At 65.1% G+C, this 18,761-nt stretch carries 22 protein-coding genes; 17 read left to right on the forward strand and 5 right to left on the reverse strand.

What is annotated here, in order from left to right:
- Window positions 1-180: 180 nt before the first annotated feature.
- The 5 genes from argJ to FJ418_RS13950 all read left to right on the forward strand — a co-directional run bounded on the left by argJ (window position 181) and on the right by FJ418_RS13950 (window position 3,401).
- Window positions 181-1,422 carry a bifunctional glutamate N-acetyltransferase/amino-acid acetyltransferase ArgJ gene (gene argJ, locus FJ418_RS13930; protein WP_140866317.1) on the forward strand — a complete coding sequence of 414 codons (1,242 nt, stop codon included), beginning with the start codon at window positions 181-183 and terminating at the stop codon, window positions 1,420-1,422.
- Window positions 1,422-2,201 carry a GNAT family N-acetyltransferase gene (locus tag FJ418_RS13935; protein WP_181166933.1) on the forward strand — a complete coding sequence of 260 codons (780 nt, stop codon included), beginning with the start codon at window positions 1,422-1,424 and terminating at the stop codon, window positions 2,199-2,201. Before argJ ends, FJ418_RS13935 begins: the two co-directional genes overlap by 1 nt.
- Complete coding sequence (locus FJ418_RS13940) at window positions 2,198-2,620, forward strand: (deoxy)nucleoside triphosphate pyrophosphohydrolase (protein ID WP_140645238.1); 423 nt, start codon at window positions 2,198-2,200, stop codon at window positions 2,618-2,620. The genes FJ418_RS13935 and FJ418_RS13940 overlap by 4 nt, the downstream gene beginning before the upstream one ends.
- Before the next feature lie 169 nt (window positions 2,621-2,789).
- Window positions 2,790-3,110: a hypothetical protein gene (locus FJ418_RS13945; RefSeq protein WP_140645239.1), complete on the forward strand. Its 321-nt coding sequence runs from the start codon at window positions 2,790-2,792 to the stop codon at window positions 3,108-3,110.
- Window positions 3,111-3,221: 111 nt separating this feature from the next.
- The gene (locus FJ418_RS13950; RefSeq protein ID WP_140543577.1) at window positions 3,222-3,401 is read left to right on the forward strand and encodes a Flp family type IVb pilin; all 180 of its coding nucleotides are present in this window, start codon (window positions 3,222-3,224) and stop codon (window positions 3,399-3,401) included.
- A gap of 12 nt (window positions 3,402-3,413) precedes the next feature.
- On the opposite strand, the gene FJ418_RS13955 is transcribed toward FJ418_RS13950, so the two are convergent.
- A complete protein-coding gene (locus FJ418_RS13955; protein ID WP_140858544.1) occupies window positions 3,414-4,286 on the reverse strand; it encodes a methyltransferase domain-containing protein in 873 nt (290 codons plus the stop codon).
- A 63-nt stretch (window positions 4,287-4,349) separates the two neighbouring features.
- Between FJ418_RS13955 and FJ418_RS13960 the strand changes: the two genes are divergently transcribed.
- The 4 genes from FJ418_RS13960 (at window position 4,350) to FJ418_RS13975 (ending at window position 6,775) form a co-directional block, all read left to right on the forward strand.
- Window positions 4,350-5,150 carry a ComF family protein gene (locus tag FJ418_RS13960; protein WP_140658875.1) on the forward strand — a complete coding sequence of 267 codons (801 nt, stop codon included), beginning with the start codon at window positions 4,350-4,352 and terminating at the stop codon, window positions 5,148-5,150.
- Between the two features lie 70 nt (window positions 5,151-5,220).
- A complete protein-coding gene (grxC, locus tag FJ418_RS13965; protein ID WP_140645242.1) occupies window positions 5,221-5,484 on the forward strand; it encodes a glutaredoxin 3 in 264 nt (87 codons plus the stop codon).
- 2 nt (window positions 5,485-5,486) lie between these two features.
- Entirely contained in the window at window positions 5,487-6,353 is an 867-nt protein-coding gene (locus FJ418_RS13970) for a carbon-nitrogen hydrolase family protein (RefSeq protein WP_140866320.1), read from the forward strand.
- Window positions 6,350-6,775: a DUF1178 family protein gene (locus FJ418_RS13975; RefSeq protein WP_140866324.1), complete on the forward strand. Its 426-nt coding sequence runs from the start codon at window positions 6,350-6,352 to the stop codon at window positions 6,773-6,775. Before FJ418_RS13970 ends, FJ418_RS13975 begins: the two co-directional genes overlap by 4 nt.
- A 100-nt stretch (window positions 6,776-6,875) precedes the next feature.
- On the opposite strand, the gene FJ418_RS13980 is transcribed toward FJ418_RS13975, so the two are convergent.
- A complete protein-coding gene (locus FJ418_RS13980; protein WP_140866475.1) occupies window positions 6,876-7,370 on the reverse strand; it encodes a MarR family transcriptional regulator in 495 nt (164 codons plus the stop codon).
- A gap of 99 nt (window positions 7,371-7,469) precedes the next feature.
- Between FJ418_RS13980 and FJ418_RS13985 the strand changes: the two genes are divergently transcribed.
- The gene (locus FJ418_RS13985; protein WP_140866327.1) at window positions 7,470-8,402 is read left to right on the forward strand and encodes a DMT family transporter; all 933 of its coding nucleotides are present in this window, start codon (window positions 7,470-7,472) and stop codon (window positions 8,400-8,402) included.
- On the opposite strand, the gene FJ418_RS13990 is transcribed toward FJ418_RS13985, so the two are convergent.
- Window positions 8,399-8,980 carry a winged helix DNA-binding protein gene (locus FJ418_RS13990; protein WP_140866329.1) on the reverse strand — a complete coding sequence of 194 codons (582 nt, stop codon included), beginning with the start codon at window positions 8,978-8,980 and terminating at the stop codon, window positions 8,399-8,401. The genes FJ418_RS13985 and FJ418_RS13990 overlap by 4 nt on opposite strands.
- 111 nt (window positions 8,981-9,091) lie before the next feature.
- Here FJ418_RS13990 and FJ418_RS13995 point away from each other — a divergent pair, with 111 nt between their 5' ends.
- Window positions 9,092-10,216, forward strand: a complete 1,125-nt coding sequence (locus FJ418_RS13995) for an LLM class flavin-dependent oxidoreductase (RefSeq protein WP_140866332.1) — start codon at window positions 9,092-9,094, stop codon at window positions 10,214-10,216.
- A 14-nt stretch (window positions 10,217-10,230) separates the two neighbouring features.
- Window positions 10,231-10,752 (forward strand): flavin reductase family protein, encoded by a 522-nt coding sequence (locus FJ418_RS14000; RefSeq protein WP_140866334.1) that lies wholly within the window; start codon window positions 10,231-10,233, stop codon window positions 10,750-10,752.
- Between the two features lie 11 nt (window positions 10,753-10,763).
- Here FJ418_RS14000 and ubiG read toward each other — a convergent pair whose 3' ends face one another.
- Window positions 10,764-11,513: a bifunctional 2-polyprenyl-6-hydroxyphenol methylase/3-demethylubiquinol 3-O-methyltransferase UbiG gene (ubiG, locus tag FJ418_RS14005; RefSeq protein WP_140645249.1), complete on the reverse strand. Its 750-nt coding sequence runs from the start codon at window positions 11,511-11,513 to the stop codon at window positions 10,764-10,766.
- A 276-nt stretch (window positions 11,514-11,789) separates the two neighbouring features.
- Here ubiG and FJ418_RS14010 point away from each other — a divergent pair, with 276 nt between their 5' ends.
- Window positions 11,790-12,365 (forward strand): putative glycolipid-binding domain-containing protein, encoded by a 576-nt coding sequence (locus FJ418_RS14010; RefSeq protein ID WP_140866337.1) that lies wholly within the window; start codon window positions 11,790-11,792, stop codon window positions 12,363-12,365.
- A gap of 62 nt (window positions 12,366-12,427) precedes the next feature.
- Here the strand turns inward: FJ418_RS14010 and FJ418_RS14015 are convergent, their stop codons facing one another.
- A complete protein-coding gene (locus FJ418_RS14015) occupies window positions 12,428-12,778 on the reverse strand; it encodes a hypothetical protein (protein WP_140866340.1) in 351 nt (116 codons plus the stop codon).
- A 200-nt stretch (window positions 12,779-12,978) separates the two neighbouring features.
- Between FJ418_RS14015 and FJ418_RS14020 the strand changes: the two genes are divergently transcribed.
- The 4 genes from FJ418_RS14020 to prmC all read left to right on the forward strand — a co-directional run bounded on the left by FJ418_RS14020 (window position 12,979) and on the right by prmC (window position 18,734).
- The gene (locus FJ418_RS14020; RefSeq protein WP_140645252.1) at window positions 12,979-14,232 is read left to right on the forward strand and encodes an aspartate kinase; all 1,254 of its coding nucleotides are present in this window, start codon (window positions 12,979-12,981) and stop codon (window positions 14,230-14,232) included.
- An 83-nt stretch (window positions 14,233-14,315) separates the two neighbouring features.
- Window positions 14,316-16,586 carry a phosphoenolpyruvate--protein phosphotransferase gene (gene ptsP, locus FJ418_RS14025; protein WP_140645253.1) on the forward strand — a complete coding sequence of 757 codons (2,271 nt, stop codon included), beginning with the start codon at window positions 14,316-14,318 and terminating at the stop codon, window positions 16,584-16,586.
- Window positions 16,587-16,792: 206 nt separating this feature from the next.
- A complete protein-coding gene (prfA, locus tag FJ418_RS14030) occupies window positions 16,793-17,872 on the forward strand; it encodes a peptide chain release factor 1 (RefSeq protein ID WP_140866342.1) in 1,080 nt (359 codons plus the stop codon).
- Complete coding sequence (prmC, locus tag FJ418_RS14035; protein WP_140866345.1) at window positions 17,865-18,734, forward strand: peptide chain release factor N(5)-glutamine methyltransferase; 870 nt, start codon at window positions 17,865-17,867, stop codon at window positions 18,732-18,734. Before prfA ends, prmC begins: the two co-directional genes overlap by 8 nt.
- Window positions 18,735-18,761: the final 27 nt, after the last annotated feature.

The raw sequence follows: 18,761 nt of genomic DNA on the forward strand, positions 1-18,761 counted from the left end.
TCCTTAGCCGGTGAATCTGGCGCCGATCATATTGGCTTCGGCGACGAAACGAAACGACGCGTTTCCAACTGCCAAGCCGCCGGCCAGGCCGGGAAGGCGCGGCCAGAACGCCCCTTGCGCCGACGCGCGCTATCGGGCAAACCGGCCTTCCTTTCGCGTTCTTGCCGCTCCGGGGTTCCGATGTCCGCTACGATTTCGCCGCTTGCACCGAAGAAATATCCAAAGATGCCGGTCATCGAGGGTGTGCGCATCGCGACCGCCGAAGCCGGCATCAAATACAAGAACAGAACCGACCTCTTGGCCATGGTCTTCGATCCGGGCACGGCTGTCGCCGGCGTGTTCACCAAGTCGAAATGCCCGTCGGCTCCGGTCGACTTCTGCCGTCAGAACCTGCCCGCCGGCAAGGCGCGCGTCCTGGTGGTCAATTCCGGCAACGCCAACGCCTTCACCGGCAAGAAGGGCAAGGCTTCGACCGCGCTGACCGGCGAGGCGGCGGCGAAGGCCGCCGGATGCTCGCAGAGCGAGGTTTTCCTGGCCTCGACCGGCGTCATCGGCGAGCCGCTCGACACCACCAAATTCAGCCATCTGCTCGCCGGCCTGGCCAAGGACGGCAAGCCGGATCTGTGGACCGAGGCGGCCAAGGCGATCATGACCACGGATACCTATCCGAAGGTGGCGACGGCGACGGTCAAGCTCGGCGACGCCGACGTCACCATCAACGGCATCGCCAAGGGCGCCGGCATGATCGCGCCCGACATGGCGACGATGCTTTCCTTCATCGCCACCGACGCGCCGATCGCCGCCCCCGCACTGCAGGACCTGCTTTCGCGCGGCACGGCCAAGACCTTCAATGCGGTGACCGTCGACAGCGACACCTCGACCAGCGACACGCTGCTCATCTTCGCCACCGGCAAGGCCGCCGCCCGCGGCGCGCCGGCGATCAGCGATCCCAAGGATGCGCGGCTTGGCGCCTTCCGCCGGGCGCTCGGCAAGGTGCTGAAGTCGCTGGCGCTGCAGGTGGTGCGCGACGGCGAGGGCGCGCGCAAGCAGGTCGAGGTCACGGTCACCGGCGCGAAGTCCGCCCGCTCGGCCAAGCGCATCGCGCTTTCGATCGCCAATTCGCCGCTGGTCAAGACGGCCGTCGCCGGCGAGGACGCCAATTGGGGCCGCGTCGTCATGGCGGTCGGCAAGGCCGGCGAACCGGCCGACCGCGACCGGCTGTCGATCTGGTTCGGCGACAATCGGCTCGCGCATGAGGGCGAACGCGATCCGAGCTATTCGGAGGAAGCGACCTCGGCCTATATGAAGCGCGACGATATCCGCATTCGCGCCGATCTCGGCATCGGCCGCGGCAAGGCGACGGTGTGGACCTGCGACCTCACCAAGGAATATGTCGCCATCAATGGCGATTACCGGAGCTGATGGCGCCGGTGTCCGGGCATCCGGCAAGCGTGTTGGCGGTCGTGCGCCGCTACGAGGCGGCGGGCTTTCGGGCCTGGCCGGCGGCCGCCGTCCATTATGACGGGACCTGGGTGGTACGGCTCACGGCAGGACACCCCGCCAAGCGCCTGAACTCGGTCAATCCGCTCGATCCGGGCGACACGCACGCCATCGAAGAGCGCATCGGCCGCGCCGCGCGGCGCTTCGACGCCTATGGCCGGCCGCTGACCTTTCGCATGTCGCCGCTGTCGGGACTGGTTCTGTCCACGCATCTCGACAAGGCCGGCTGGAACAGGTTCGACGAATCCCTGGTCATGCGGCTGCCGCTGAAGGAGGTCGGGCTCGGCGCGGCCATGGACCAGATTCCGCTCAAGGACATCAGCCGCTTCATCGGCGCGTCGCTGAGGACGAGCGGCTCGGACGCCTCGCTGCGGCCCGGCCTGTCCGAGGTCATCGGCGCGATCCAGCCGGAAGCGGGGCTGTTCGCGCTCGAGGAGGGCAACGAGCCGCTGGCGACGCTGATCTGCGTGCATGACGGCGATCTGGCGGGTCTGTTCGAGGTCGCCACCGAAGAATCGGCGCGCAAGAAGGGCCATGGCCGCAATCTCATCCTGTCGGCGCTGAAATGGGCGCGGCTGCGCGGCGCGCGCGAAGCCTGGCTGCAGGTCGAGGCCAGCAACGAGCCGGCGCTCTCGCTCTACCGGTCGCTCGGCTTCGAGGAAGTCTATCGCTACCATTATCGACGGCCGCCGGGCGCATGAGCGAGAGCAAGCCAACCGGAAAGCGTCTGCTGTTGGTCGCCGCCTGCGCGCTGGTCGACACCGACCGGCGCGTGCTCCTGGCGCAGCGTCCGGAAGGAAAGCAGCTTGCCGGCCTGTGGGAGTTTCCAGGCGGCAAGGTCGAGCCCGGCGAGACGCCGGAGGAATGCCTGGTGCGCGAATTGCATGAGGAGCTCGGCATCGAGACGGAGATCCCGTGCCTGGCGCCGCTCACCTTCGCCAGCCACTCCTATGACGATTTCCATCTCCTGATGCCGCTTTATGTCTGCCGCCGCTTCCGCGGGATCGCGCAGCCCAAAGAAGGGCAGGGACTCAAATGGGTCAGGCCCCGGCAGATGCGCGACTATCCGATGCCGCCGGCCGACGCGCCGCTGATCCAGTTCCTCATCGACCTTCTGTAGTTTCGCGGTTCGCCCTTGCGACAGCTTACCGTTTCCCGGAGACGGTGAATGTTTCCGCACGTTTCCCGGGAGCTGCTTTAGCCAGCGTTAATGGAAGATTTATCTCGATGTGAAAAATTGCACGAGGCCGTTTCGCGCGGCGATATCGTCGATGACTGGGAAACACGGCATGAGCCTCGAAAGAGACTGGGACTCGATCCGGCCCGACCGCGGCTTCCGCGCGGTGGACGCCGGCATGGGCATCCTGCGGATCACGCTTCTCTTCGGCTCGGCCGCGGTGGCGCTGGCGCTGATCGCAACGCCTTTCCTGGACAGCCAGACCCGGCCGCAGAGCGCTCGCGACGGCTTCCCTGGCGGGCTCGACATGACGGCGACCGGATCGATCGGTCATCGTCCCAATACATATACGCTGCGCCGCAGCGTGCTGCAGCCTTTGCCCAGTTCAATCTGTGTCATCCGCAATGACGGCAGCCGCAGCGGCGAGTGCTGACTTGGTTAATGATTTCGCGGCACGGCGGCGTTTCACTCGCTGTTAAGCTTTTGCCGTTAACCTTTCTTAACGGGTAAGACATTAGAGTTTCTGCATGAGGGATCGATGATCATGAAAAACCTGCTGCAGCAATTCATTGAAGATGAAACGGGCGCCACGGCCGTCGAATATGGCCTGATCGTCGTGGTGTTGTCGCTCGCCATCATCGCCGGGGTCAAACAGGCGGCCGATGGGCTCGTATGGCTGTTCACCGACAACAACAGCAAGCTGGCCAACGCCTTCGCTCACTGACGACGGGTGCGCTCAAGTCTTAGGCGGGTTCTCCAGGACAGCCTTTAGCGAGACCTTGGCCGACCCAGGTCTGAGCGGTTTTTGTTGCGAGGCGTCTGGCGCCCAGCCGGACATCCAAACAATCGAAAAACTTGCGCGGATACGGCCGTCCGGATCCGAGAATCGCTCGGCATAGATTTCGGCCGCGCGGGCAAACAGGCGTCTGCCGGCCGACCGGCGGCTGCGATCGATGAGCACGTTGGTTTCGCCCATGGCGCGGAGATCGGCCGCGAGATCGAACAGCGTATCGTAGCGCACCGCGACCGTTTCGACATCGGCGACCGGCAATGCCAGGCCGGCGCGCTGCAGCAGCGCGCCCGCGTCGCGCACGTCGGTGAAGGGAAGGATGCGCGGGCTCGCGCCGCCGTAAAGCTCCGTCTCGGCCGCAAGCATGCTCTCGCGTAGTTCCGCCAATGTGCCCGCGCCAGTAAGAGCGCCAAGGAACAGCCCGTCCGGTCTCAACGCCCGGCGGATTTGCGCCAGCACGCCGGGAATGTCGTTCACGGCGTGCAGCGAGAGCAGGGAGACGGCGAGGTCGAGGCTGCCTTCCTCGAACGGCACGGTCTCCGGCGGCGCCACCAGGCCGGGGCCGCCGGCCAGAAGCGCTTCGTCCATCTCGACGCGTACGACCTCGCCGACCTTGCCGCTGCCGGCGAGCACGTCCGCCGCCGCCGACGTCTGGCAGAACAGCGCGGCCGCCTTGCCGAAGCGGCGTTCGACGGCACCCAGCCGGTCGGCAAGGTCTTCCGCGGCGCGCCGCATCAGGAAATCGGCGCCTTCGACGGGGCGGGCGAGAGCCCTGCGCTTGCGCGCGAGCCAGAGCTCGGTGTCGATCAAGGGCTGCAACGAAAAGCTTCCTGTTGTCCGCGCGTGCCGGAGTGGTGTTAAGGTGCGCCGGGTTCCAATCACGTGGCCGATCCGGTGCACAAGATCAAGACCATAGCGGTCCAGGATATGGCCCGGCAGGCACTGGCCTGGCCGGCGCGCCTGTTGTTTCCGCCGGTTTGCGCCGGCTGCCGTCGCCATGTGTCGCAGCCTGGCGTGCTGTGCGGCGCCTGCTGGCCGAAGCTGAGGCTGCTGGAGAAGCCCTGGTGCCCGGTGATGGGAACGCCCTTCACCCACGACATGGGGGAGGGGTTTCTGTCCGCCGAGGCGATCGCCGATCCTCCGCCCTTCGAGCGGGCGCGGGCGGCCGTCGTCTATTCAGGCGTCGCGCGGCAGATGGTGCAGGGGCTGAAATATCAGGATCGAACCGACCTCGCGCCCTGGATGGCGAACTGGATGATGCGCGCCGGCGCGGAGTTGGCCGCGGAGGCCGACCTGGTCGTGCCGGTGCCGTTGCACTGGCGACGCTTCTTCCGGCGCCAGTTCAACCAGTCGGCGGAGCTCGGACGGGCCGTTGCAAAGCTCGGCGGGCTGCCCTTTTCGCCATCCGCGATCAGGCGCGTGAAGCTGACGCGCCAGCAGGTCGGCCTCGAACGGCACGAGCGCGAGGAGAATGTGCGCGCCGCCTTTCGCGTCCCGCCGGAAGCCGAAATCGAGATAGCCGGGCGCCGGGTGCTCGTGGTCGACGATGTCTACACCACCGGCGCAACGGTGCGGGCGGTCGCCAAGGCGCTGAAGAGGGGCGGCGCCGGAGCCGTCGACATCCTCACTTTCGCCCGCGTCCTGCCTGGGGACTTTCGGCCCGATGAGTCCGCGACTATATAGGTTTTAATTGTTGTTTGCCGCATGTCGCTTTCGTACCTCACTGGACGGCATGCATGAGGACTGCCGGCCAATGGCTGATGTGACGATCTATACCCGCATGATGTGCGGCTACTGCAACGCCGCCAAGCGGTTGCTCGACCGCAAGGGGGTAGCCTATACCGAGCACGACGCCTCGTTCTCGCCGGAGCTGCGCCAGGAAATGATTTCCAAGGCGCATGGGCGAGCCACCTTTCCGCAGATTTTCATCGGCGACACGCATGTCGGCGGCTGCGACGACCTCCACGATCTGGAGTCGCGGGGCCGGCTGGACGCGATGCTCGCCAACGGGAGATGACCATGGGTAGTTTCAAGGCCGCCGCCGTGCAGATGCGTTCGGGCACGAGCCCGGAACGCAACGCCGCCGACATGGAGATCCTGGTCCGCCAGGCCGCCGGCCAGGGCGCCACCTACGTCCAGACGCCGGAAATGACCGGGGCGCTGGTGCGCGACAAGGAAACCGGCGCGGCCGCTTTTACCGCGGAGGATAAGGACATCGTCGTCGCGACCGCGCGCAGGTTGGCGAAGGAGCTCGGCATTCACCTGCATATTGGCTCGACGGCCATTCGCCGCGCCGACGGGAAGCTCGCCAACCGCGCTTTCCTGTTTTCGCCAGACGGCGCCGTGATCGCCGGTTACGACAAGATCCATATGTTCGACGTCGATCTCGACAATGGCGAGAGCTGGCGCGAATCCGCGTCCTACGAGCCAGGGACGGAAGCGGCCGTGACCGACATCGAAGGGACGAAGCTTGGCTTTGCCGTCTGCTACGACCTGCGCTTTCCGCAGCTGTTCCGCGCCGAGGCGATGGCCGGGGCCGAAGTGCTGACGGTGCCGGCCGCCTTCACGCGCCAGACCGGCGAAGCGCACTGGCATGTGCTGCTGCGCGCCCGCGCCATCGAGAACGGCGCCTATGTCATCGCCGCCGCGCAGGGCGGCCTGCATGAGGACGGGCGCGAGACATATGGCCATTCGCTGATCGTCGATCCGTGGGGGCGCATCATCGCCGAGGCCGCGCATAACGAGCCCGGTGTGATCGTCGCCGAGATCGACCCGGCCCAGTCGCTGGCCGCGCGCCGCAAGATCCCCAATCTGAAGAACGCGCGGGACTTCGCCGTCAAAGCCGGGAAAAGCGAAGCGCCTCGTCTCAGGGGTGCCGCCTCTTGATCCGTTTCTCCCTGACCTGCGAACACGAGCACGAGTTCGAAGCGTGGTTCCGCAGCAATGACGATTTCGACACCCAGAAGAAGCGCGGCTTCGTCGATTGCCCGAGCTGCGGCTCGCACAAGGTCGAGAAGGCGTTGATGGCGCCCGCCGTCTCCACATCCCGCAAACAGGAGAAGGTGGCCTTGGCCATGGGCGAGGCGCAGAAGCAGGCGCTGGCGCAGCTCAAGGCGCTGGCCGAGAAGGTGCGCCAGAATGCCGACTATGTCGGCGACAAGTTCGCCGAGGAAGCGCGCAAGATCCATTTCGGCGAGGCAGACCCGCGTGGCATCTACGGCGAAGCGACCCCCGAAGAGGCGCAGAGCCTCGCCGAGGACGGCGTCGAGTTCATGCCGATCCCGAGCTTTCCGGACGACCGGAACTAAAGCGCGTCGCACCGAAACGGATTCAGGCGACGCGCTTTAGGTCGTTGTTTTGATGCATGTCGTTGTCCCAGAACCGCCGCACACTTCTGGGCGACACGCATTAGAACGGCGAACTCAGGCTTCCGATCAATTTTTCCAGAAGTTTCGCCAGCGTTTCCCGGTCCTCGCGCGTCAGGCCGGCGAGGATTTCGTGCTCGTTGGCGACGTGGGCGGTGAGCGCCTCGTCGGTGAGCTCGCGGCCTTTCACGGTGAGCTCGACGACGACACCGCGCCGGTCGTTGGGATGCGGCGCGCGCTGAATTAGGCCGGCCTTCTCCAGCCGGTCGAGGCGTGCGGTCATGGCGCCTGACGTCACCATCGTCGCCTCGTAAAGCTCGGTCGGTGTCAGCGCATAGGGCGCGCCGGAACGGCGCAGCGTCGCCAACACGTCGAATTCGCCGGACTGCAGCCCGAAGCGGGCGAATACCGGCGCGAGCCGGTCGCGCGCAATGAGCGCCGAGGCCTCGTTCAACCGCCCGATGACGCCCATCGGCGACACGTCGAGATCCGGCCGCTCCCGTCGCCACTGTTCCATGGCCCTGCCCGCTCGATCCATATTGCTCACCGTAAAGTATCTTGACATAAAGAATCTTTGCATTATCTTAGTGCAACAAGAACTGGCCGCCAAGCGGTCTCGCAGCGACAGGACCAACCAATGAGGTTTCTCTGGGATTCAGCGATTTGGCTTCTGGTCGTGACCGGCGGCCTGCTTGGCATGACGCTGCCGTTCGGCAAGCTCGCCACCGCCGCCGGGGTACCGGCCATAGTCTGGGCCTTCGTCATTTCGCTGGGCGCCGGCGGCGTGCTGCTCTTGGCGCTTCTGTTGCGCGGCGAACGCATCCGGCTGACGCCGCACAAGCTGCGCTATTTCTTCGTCACCGCGGCGATTTCCTATGCCGTCCCCAATCTTTTGATGTTCTCCGCCATTCCGCATCTCGGCGCCGGCTACACCGGCATCATGTTCACGCTGTCGCCGGTGATCACGCTGGTGTTCTCGATCCTGCTCGGTGTCAGGCGCCCCAATCTGCTCGGCGTCATCGGCATCGCCGTCGGTTTCATCGGCGCGGCGATGGTTGCGCTGACGCGCGGCGAGGCCGGCCAGCCGGCCGATTATTTCTGGGTTGCGATCGGACTGCTCATCCCGGTCAGCCTTGCCGCCGGCAACATCTACCGTACCGTCGACTGGCCGCAAGACACCGGCCCGATCGAGCTTGCCGTCGGCAGCCACCTGGCCTCGGCCACGCTGCTTCTCATTGGCATCCTCGGCCTTCTGGGCACGCATGCCTTCGCCCCGCTCGGCGCCGTGCCCCTCGTCGTCGTCGGTCAGGTTGTGTCGGCCTCGGCGATGTTTGCCTTCTTCTTCCGCCTGCAGGCGGTCGGCGGGCCGGTCTATCTCAGCCAGATCGGCTATGTGGCGGCGGCCGTTGGGTTGTTCGCCGGCACGCTCTTCCTCGGTGAGCATTACCAGCTTCTGACCTGGCTGGGCGCCGCCATCATCACCGCCGGGGTTTTCATCACGACCAAGGCGCAAAGCCAAGCCGGCGCGCCGGCGCCGGTTCGGGTCGAGCCGGCGTCGTCCCGGAGCTAATCCTCCTTGCCGGAGGATTCCGGCTGCGGGTGGCGGCGGCGATGGGTGGCGGCGGCGCGCGCCGCCTGCTCATAGATGCCCGTCATCAACTCCAGCGTGCGCGCGACGTCCTCGAGCTTCTCGGCCATCTCGGGAATGCGCTTCACCGCTTCGATGAGCAACACCGAACGGATATCGGCATAGCGTTCCGTCACCCGATGCCCCAGCGGCGTCACCTCGTAGGTCACGCCGGCCCTGCCGCTGCCGGTGCGCGTGATCAGCCCGCCCTTCAACAGCTTGCGCAGGCTGTACTGGATGTTGGGAATGTCGTCGCGATTGGTCATCTGGGCGAGGTCGCGGACGCTTTTGGGCCGGTCGTTCATCCTGATGATGTGGAGCAGCGCGTTTTCCGGCCCGCTCGCCGAAAACTCGATCACGGTGGCGAGGCACTCCGCCTGCCAGTGGCCGAATGCCTCGTAGGAGCGCATCAGCGCATATTCGACCTCGGTGACGTCGATCTCGAGCGGCGTGCGCGCCAGATGCCAGCCGCGGTCGAGCAGTTCTTCCTGTGTTTCCAGCGATTTGCGACGCTCGTTCATCAGCCTCTCCCTTGCCGCGAGGATGCGCCGATCCACGCGATTGCGTCCACATGAATTTATGATAGACTTTCTATCATAAATTATAATCAAAAATGTGAGGAGAACGTCGTCATGAGCATGCTCGACAAGTCCGCGCCTGGCACACAGCCTTTCTTTCTCGGCACCTTCGCGTCCAACTGTTCCGGCGGCATGACCGTCACCAAGGTCGCCGAGCGCTGGGACAATTCCTGGGACAACAATCTCAAGCTCGCCCGCCTTCTCGATGAAGCCGGCATCGACTTCATGCTGCCGATCGCGCGCTGGATCGGTTACGGCGGCGAAACCAATTTTCATGGCAACGTGCTTGAGACGATCACCTGGGCAGCGGGGCTGCTGGCGCTCACCCGCAACATCACCGTCTTTGCCACGACCCATACGGCGGCCAACCACCCTGTCGTCGTCGCCAAGCAACTGGCCACCATCGACCAGATCAGCCGCGGCCGCATCGGCCTCAACGTCGTCGCCGGCTGGAACAAGCCGGAATATGAGGCACTTGGGCTGACGCTGCCCGACGACCACACCACCCGCTACGGCTACGCTCAGGAATGGTTCGACATCGTGCGCGCCCTGTGGAGCCGCACGGAGGCCTTCGACTGGGACGGAACCTGGTTCAAGCTCAGGAACGTGCTCGGCGATCCGCGTCCGTCATCGCCGTTGCCGATCCTCAACGCGGCCGGCTCGGAAGAGGGGCGGAAATTTGCCGTCCGCAACGCCGATTTCCTGTTCACGCCGGCGATCGACCTCTCGCGCTCGAAGGACGAGCTCGCGGCGCTGAAGGAGCAGGGCAAAGCGGCGGGCAGGGACGTCGATGTGCTGACCTTCGCCCATGTCGTGTGCCGGCCGACGGAAAAGGAAGCCAACGACTATCTTGAGCATTTCGGCCGCGCCAATGCCGATTGGGCGGCGGTGGACAATCTGGTGCGGCTGCAATTCGCCCACGCGCAATCCTTCCCGCACGACCTTCTGGCGCTCATCCGCGACCGCATGGCGGCGGGCCATGGCGGTTTTCCGCTGACCGGCACGCCCGAGCAGGTGGCCGACGGCATCACTCAACTGCACCATGCCGGCTTCCGCGGCTCGACCTTGTCCTTCGTCGGTTATGTCGAGGAATTCCCCTATTTCCGCGACACGGTCCTGCCTATTCTCGAAGAAAGAGGCATTCGCGTCGCGCCGGCCGCGATGCAGTCGGCGGCTTAGACAAGGAGATGGCAATGTCCACGGCAGAAGGTCAGTCCACGCCAGAAGGTCCGGTCAGCGTCGCTGATTTCCGCGCCGCCATGCGACTCATCGTCGGCAATGTCAGCGTCATCACCGCCGGCGTCGGCGACGACCGTACCGGCCTCGTGGTCATTTCCGTGGTGTCGCTATCGGCCGAGCCGCCGAAGGTGATCGCCTGCGTCAACCGCTCCTCATCGACCTGGCCGATCATCGAGCGCTACCGGCATTTCGGCGTCAACTCGCTCGGGCCCCAGCACCAGCAGGTTGCCGAGCGCTTCTCCGGCTTCGGCGGCATCAAGGGCAAGGATCGTTACGAGGGCGCCGAATGGACGACGTTGAAGACGGGCGCGTCGCTGCTCTGCGACGCGGTGGCCGCTTTCGACTGCAGCCTCGACGAGATGATCGATCGCGGCACGCATTCGATCGTCATCGGTTCGGTCGAGGCGGTGAGGACGCAGGATGCCGGACAGGCCCTGATCTATTGGCGCGGCGGCTATCGGCCGTTGGAAGCCTGAGGACCCATTGATCAGACCGAGGCTTTCTCGGCCAGCACCATGTAGTTGACGTCCATGTCCTTCGAGCGCTGCCAGCGGTCGGCCAGTGGGTGATAGATGACGCCGGTGCGGTCGATCACCGTGAGACCGGCCGCGCCCAGTGCCTTTGCCAGCTCCTCCGGCCGCACCAGCTTGCCGAACTGATGCGTGCCGCGCGGCAGCCAGCGCAACACATATTCGGCGCCGATGATGGCAAGGCCAAGCGCTTTCAGCGTGCGGTTGATGGTGGCGACGAACATGATGCCGCCGGGGCGGACCATCTGCCCGCATTTGGCGACGAACAGGTCGACATCGGCGACATGCTCGACCACTTCCATGTTCAGGATGACATCGAAGACCTCGCCGGCATCGGCCAGCGCCTCGGCCGTGGTGGCGCGGTAGTCGACGCTGACGCCGGCCTCCGCCGCATGCAGCTTCGCCACTTCGATGTTGGTCGCGGAAGCATCGGCGCCGACCACTTCGGCGCCAAGCCTAGCCATCGGCTCGCACAAAAGCCCGCCGCCGCAGCCGATATCGAGGAAGCGCAGGCCATCGAAAGGCCGCGCCGCGCGCGGATCGCGGCCAAAACGCGCCGCCACCTGGTCGCGGATATAGGCAAGCCGCACCGGGTTGAACTTGTGCAGCGGACGGAACTTGCCGTTCGGATTCCACCATTCGGCGGCAAGGGCGGAGAAGCGCTCGACTTCTCCGGCATCGATGGTCGATCGGCGGGGCTCTGGCATAGACGGGTCTCCAGCGCATGACCCCGAAAATCGATATCGATTTTCGGAAAGGATCATGCACAAGTCAAAGTGCTACAGTGTCCTGCGTCCCAAAGGACGCGCGGCGCTGACGTTAGGAAGTCGGGCGCGGGGGAGGGAATGTCAAGGCAGGTTTTTTCAGCTGCCGCCAAGCTCTCGTGCTGTCAGCACGTGGCAGCTTGCTCGGACCGATGGTGAAACGGGATTGTGACTTCGCGCGAATGGGACGGCATAGACTGTTCGAAAAGGAGCGCGATCATGCCGTCCTCTATCCTCTGGCGCCGTCTCGATCTTGAAGGCCACGATGCCTGCCTGCTTTGTGCGACCCAGAGCGGTTGGCGGCTCAAGGGGCATGCCCTTTTCCTCCATGACGGCCAGCCCTGCAGCCTTGCCTATGCGGCGGATTGCGATGCCGGCTGGCGCACGCGTTCCGCAAGCGTCGACGGCTTTCTCGGCACGCAAACCCTGCGCTACGAGGTCGAACGGCTGGCCGACGGCCGATGGACGCTGAATGGCGCGGAGCAGGCGGAGGTTGCCGGGCTTGTCGATGTCGACCTCGGCTTCACGCCGGCGACGAACCTGCTGGCGATCCGCCGCTTCGACCTTGCCGTCGGCGCTGCGGCGCCTGCCCCGGCGGCCTATCTGGCCTTTCCGGAGCTAAGGCTTGAGCGCCTGGACCAGACCTACCGTCGCCTCGACGACAGCCGCTACGCCTATGCCGCGCCGAAATTCGGCTACGACCAGGTGCTGGACGTCTCGCCGTCCGGCTTCATTGTCGACTATCCAGGCCTTTGGAAGGCCATCGCGCTGCGTTGCGCATCCTCGGCCGGCTAAAGCGCGTCGCGCTGAAGCGGATTCAGGCGACGCGCTTTTAGGTCGTTGCTTGATGCATGTCGTTATCGCAAAACCGCTGCACACTTTTGCGCGACATGCATTAGATTTTCGACAGCGCGACCGCCGCGTGCCTCATGTCGACGCTGGCCGGGTCGATCGCCCTGAACCGCCTCGCTGCCGCCGATCTCGGCCATGATGCGGTCCGCCGCCGCCCGGGCTTGTTCCAGGCTCTGCCAGCGCACGACTTCCACCCAGCTTCCATCCTCGCACCTGCCGAGCTGCCGGCTTAGGAAGCCCGGCTGCCGGGCAAGACAATCCGTCATGACCCCATTGTTGGAGACAAAGCCGGCTTCGCTGCCGGGCTTCAGGCGGAAGGTGACGATTTCCAGGGTCTCGGACACGAGAATATCCAACGGGCCGTTTCGGCAGTCTTGTGGCATGACCGGCGACAGGAATCCGTCAGGATGAGTGGTGCCGGGCCGGCTATAAGTGCGCTCGCTTGCGAAGCCTTGCTGTTTTGGCTAAGGAGGCCGCGCATTTCCGCGCTTGGTCACCCTGGCGTTTCCTCCCGTTCCGGCCTTGAGCCGGCTTGAGTCAAAGGCATTTCGCTTCCATGGCGCGTATCGTGATGAAATTCGGCGGAACCTCGGTCGCCGACATCGCCCGCATCCGCAATGTGGCGCGCCATGTCAAACGCGAGGTCGATGCCGGTCACGACGTCGCCGTGGTGGTCTCGGCCATGGCCGGCAAGACCAACGAGCTGGTCGGCTGGACCCGCGAAGCCTCGCCCATGCACGACGCGCGCGAATATGACGCCGTGGTTGCTTCGGGCGAGCAGGTCACGGCCGGCCTGTTGGCGATCACGCTGCAGAACATGGGCATTCATGCACGGTCCTGGCAGGGCTGGCAGATCCCGATCAAGACCGACAATGCCCATGGCGCGGCGCGCATCCTCGACATCGACGGCGCCTTCCTGATCAAGCGCTTCGGCGAGGGCCAGGTGGCGGTCATCGCCGGGTTCCAGGGCATCGGGCCGGACAACCGTATCGCGACGCTCGGCCGCGGCGGCTCCGACACCAGCGCCGTGGCGATCGCCGCGGCGGTCAAGGCCGACCGATGCGACATCTATACCGACGTCGACGGCGTCTATACGACCGACCCTCGCATCGAGCCGAAAGCCCGGCGTCTCGCCAAGATTTCGTTCGAGGAAATGCTCGAAATGGCTTCGCTCGGCGCCAAGGTGCTGCAGGTGCGCTCGGTTGAGCTTGCTATGGTACACAGGGTGCGTACCTTCGTGCGGTCGTCCTTCGACGATCCCGATGCGCCCGGAATGGGGGATTTGCTCAATCCGCCCGGAACGCTCATTTGCGACGAGGAAGAGATCGTGGAACAGCAGGTCGTCACCGGAATTGCCTACGCCAAGGACGAAGCGCAGATTTCGCTGCGCCGCGTCGGCGACCGTCCAGGCGTCGCCGCCGGCATCTTCGGTCCGCTGGCCGAGGCCAACATCAATGTCGACATGATCGTCCAGAACATTTCCGAGGACGGCAAATTCACCGACATGACCTTCACCGTGCCGTCCGGCGACGTCGACAAGGCGCTTGCGGTGCTGGAGAAGCTGAAGCCGGAAGTCGGCTACGACGTCGTGCAGTCGGAAGCCGGCATGTCGAAGGTCTCGGTCATCGGCATCGGTATGAGGAGCCACGCCGGCGTCGCCGCCACCGCCTTCAAGGCACTGGCCGACAAGGCGATCAACATCCGCGCCATCACCACGTCCGAGATCAAAATTTCGATACTGATCGACGGTCCCTATACGGAACTCGCGGTTCGCACTTTGCATTCCGTCTACGGTCTGGATAAGCAATAGCAAGAACTGAGTCAGTTGTTGCGTGAACGCCGGCCGCGGGAGAAACTGCGGCGGGCGAAATGCCCATTGGAGAACAAGCCGCGATGCGTGATACGGCCAGTGGCCCGCGCGTTCTGCTCAAACGGCTTCGCGAGCTCATGCAAGAGCCGCTGGAGCCGCAGGAGCGGCTCGACCGCATCGTGCGCGACATCGCCTCCAACATGGTCGCCGAAGTCTGCTCGCTCTATGTGCTGCGCGCCGACTCGGTGCTCGAACTCTACGCCACCGAAGGTCTGAACCCGAACGCCGTCCACCTGGCGCAGCTAAGGCTCGGACAGGGCCTGGTCGGCACGATCGCCGCCAGCGCGCGGCCGCTCAATCTCTCCAACGCGCAGGAACATCCGGCCTTCGCCTACCTGCCGGAGACGGGCGAAGAGATCTACAATTCCTTCCTCGGCGTGCCGGTGCTGAGGGCAGGGCGCACGCTGGGCGTGCTGGTGGTGCAGAACAAGACCATGCGCCACTATCGCGACGACGAGGTCGAAGCGCTTGAAACGACGGCGATGGTGATCGCCGAGATGATCGCCACCGGCGATCTTGCCCGCCTCACCAAGCCGGGGCTGGAGCTCGACCTGCGCCGCCCGGCGAGCTTCACCGGCGTCTCCTTCAATGATGGCGTCGGTCTCGGCCATGTCGTGCTGCACGAACCGCGCATCGTCGTCACCAACCTGTTCAACGAGGACAGCGAGGAGGAGGTGCGCCGGCTGCAGTCCTCGCTCGGCTCGCTGCGCCTCTCCATCGACGACATGCTGGAGCGGCGCGAGGTCGCCTTCGAGGGCGAGCACCGCGAGGTGCTCGAAGCCTACCGCATGTTCGCCAATGACAGTGGTTGGGTGCGTCGGCTGGAAGAGGCGATCCGCAACGGCCTGACGGCGGAAGCCGCGGTCGAAAAGGTACAAAGCGACATGCGCGCGCGCATGCTGCACATGACCGATCCCTATCTGCGCGAGCGGATGAGCGATTTCGACGATCTCGCCAACCGGCTGTTGCGCCAGCTGATGGGGCGCGGGCCGGAGGATGTCGCGGCCGCGCTGCCCAAGGACGCCATCATCGTCGCCCGCTCGATGGGCGCGGCCGAGCTGCTCGACTATCCGCGCGACAAGCTGCGCGGCCTGGTGCTCGAGGACGGCGCCGCCACCAGCCATGTCGTGATCGTCGCGCGCGCCATGGGCATTCCGGTCGCCGGACAGGTGAAGGGCGCCGTTTCCATGGCGGAAAACGGCGACGCCATCATCGTCGACGGCGAGGAAGGCACCATCCATCTCAGGCCGCAATCCGACCTGGAAGCCGCCTATGCCGAAAAAGTCCGGTTCCGGGCCCGACGGCAGGAAGTCTACCGCGAGCTGCGCAAGAAGCCGTCGCTGACCAGGGACGGGATTCCGGTCGATCTCCTGATGAATGCGGGCCTTGCCGTCGACCTGCCGCAGCTTACCGAGTCGGGCGCCGCCGGCATCGGCCTGTTCCGCACCGAGCTGCAGTTCATGGTTGCCTCGACCTTCCCGCGCGCCGAGGCGCAGGAGCGGCTCTATCGTGATGTGCTCGACGCCGCGCGCGGCAAACCGGTCACTTTCCGCACCATCGACATCGGCGGCGACAAGGTGCTGCCTTACTTCAAGGGCGCGATCCAGGAAGAGAACCCGGCGCTGGGCTGGCGGGCGATCCGGCTGACGCTCGATCGTCCTGGCCTGCTCAGGACGCAGATCCGGGCGCTGCTCAAAGCCAGCGGTGGCCGCGAGCTGAAGCTGATGCTGCCCATGGTCACCGAGCTGTCGGAAGTCGCGCAGGCGCGCGAGATCATCGACCGCGAGGTCCGGCATTTGTCGCGCTTCGCGCACCACCTGCCCACCAGCCTCAAGCTGGGCGCGATGCTGGAAGTGCCTTCGCTCCTGTTCCAGCTCGACGAATTGATGAAGGCGGTGGATTTCGTCTCGGTCGGCTCCAACGACCTCTTCCAGTTCGTCATGGCGGTCGACCGCGGCAATACGCAGCTTGCCGACCGCTTCGACACGCTTTCGGCGCCGTTCCTGCGGGTGCTGAAGACGATCGCCGATGCCGGCGCCCGCAATCACACGCCGGTGACGCTTTGCGGCGAGCTGGCCGGCAAGCCGATCTCGGCGATGGCGCTGATCGGCCTCGGCTTCCGTTCGATCTCGATGTCGCCGGCCTCGATCGGCCCGGTCAAGGCGATGCTGACCGAACTTCCGCTGCAGGAACTGCAGGCCTTCTTCAGGGACAATCTGATGGCGCCCGCCCAAGGGACGCCGATGCGGGCGCTGCTGCAGGCCTTTGCCGACGATCGTTCGATTCCGCTCTAGATTCACGTGAGGGCGGTCTGCAAATGGCGATTTTCCGCGCTTCCGGCCTTCGGCGGCCGAAGCTTCATGAGTGGCGTGGCAGTTGAATTAAGGCTATGGCCGGCGCAGGCCGGTGCTCATGTACCTAAATGTACATTCCGCTCCGGTACTCGAAACTCGCTATTTTCGACTCGCCCTGACGTGAATTTCATTGAAGTTCCAAGACCATGATCAACCTGCCCCGCGACCGTATGGATCAAGTCGTCAAGCGTTTCGACATGCTCGAAGCGCAGATGTCGGCCGGGCCCGCCGCCGATCAATATGTGAAGATGGCCTCCGAATATGCCGACATCCAGGAAATGGTGGGCAAGATCCGGGCATTGCGCGCCGCCGAGCAGGAGCAGACGGACCTCGAGTCGATGCTGGCCGACAAGGCGACCGATGCCGATATGCGCGCGCTGGCCGAGGCGGACCTGCCGGAAGTCGAGAGCCGCATCGAAGCGCTGCAGAAGGACATCCAGATCCTGCTTCTGCCCAAGGATGCGGCCGACGAGAGGAACGCCATCCTCGAAATCCGCGCCGGCACCGGCGGCGACGAGGCGGCCTTGTTCGCCGGCGATCTGTTCCGCATGTATGAGCGTTATGCCGCCTCGCGCGGCTGGCGCTTCGAGACGGTGTCGGCGAGCGACGGCGAGGTCGGCGGCTATAAGGAAATCATCGCCTCGGTGTCGGGCAAGGGCGTGTTCGCGCATCTGAAGTTCGAATCCGGCGTGCACCGCGTCCAGCGTGTGCCGGAAACCGAGGCCGGCGGACGCATCCACACCTCGGCGGCTACGGTGGCGGTGCTGCCGGAGGCCGAGGAGGTCGATATCGAGATCCGGGCCGAGGATATCCGCATCGACACGATGCGGGCCTCGGGTTCGGGCGGCCAGCACGTCAACACCACCGATTCGGCGGTTCGCATCACCCATTTGCCGACCGGCATCATGGTGGTGCAGGCGGAAAAGTCGCAACACCAGAACCGGGCACGCGCCATGCAGATCCTGCGCGCGCGGCTCTACGACCTGGAGCGCGGCCGGGCCGACGAGGAACGCTCGTCGTCGCGAAAGTCGCAGGTCGGCTCGGGCGACCGGTCGGAGCGCATCCGCACCTATAATTTCCCGCAAGGGCGCGTCACCGACCACCGCATCAACCTCACGCTCTACAAGCTCGACCGGGTGATGATGGGCGAGCTCGACGAGGTGGTCGACGCGCTGATCGCCGACCATCAGTCGAAGCTGCTTGCCGATATGAGCCTCGATGGCTGACCAACTGCCCGCGGCGCTCGGGCCGCTGCTCAGGGCGGCGCGCAGGCGCCTAGACGCCGCCGGCATTGCCGATCCGGCGCTCGATTCCCGGCTGATCGTCGAGCATTTCTCCGGCACGACCCGCACCCAGGCCATTGCCGAAGCGGAGCAAAAGGTGGGTTCCGCGGCGCTTTCGGCCATCGAAGCGGCCCTCAGGCGTCGCATCGCAGGCGAGCCGGTACACCGTATCCTCGGCTACCGCGAATTCTACGGTTTGCGCCTGTCGCTTTCGCCGGAGACGCTGGAGCCCCGGCCGGACACCGAGACGCTGATCGACGCCGTCCTGCCCTTCGCCCGGGCAACGGCCGAAAGGCTCGGGGAATGCCGTATTCTCGATCTCGGCACGGGCACCGGCGCCATCGCGCTGGCGCTGCTCGGCGCCGTTCCGGCCGCGACTGCGACAGGCGTCGATATTTCGCCCGATGCATTGGCCACCGCGGCCGGAAACGCCCGGGACCTGGGGTTCGGCGAGCGCTTCAAAGCCTTGCATTCCAACTGGTTCGAAAAAGTTTTGGGCCGTTACCATGTAATTGCCTCGAACCCTCCCTATATACCCAGCGGAGACATTGGAAATCTGCAGGACGAGGTCCGCGATTTCGACCCGCGCCCGGCCCTTGATGGCGGCACGGACGGTTTGGACCCTTACAGGGTCATCGCCGCCGAAGCGGCTGCATTTCTGGAAGCGCAAGGCAAGGTAGCGGTCGAGATCGGCTACACGCAGAAAAACGAGGTCAGCGGAATATTCGCGGCAACCGGCTATGTGTTAACCGGGACACATCGCGACCTCGGCGGCAATGACAGAGTTCTGGTGTTCGAGCGTTGAAAGCCCTGATGCAGTGCGAAAAAACCG

The organism is Mesorhizobium sp. B2-8-3, from assembly GCF_006440815.1.
Lineage (GTDB): Bacteria > Pseudomonadota > Alphaproteobacteria > Rhizobiales > Rhizobiaceae > Mesorhizobium.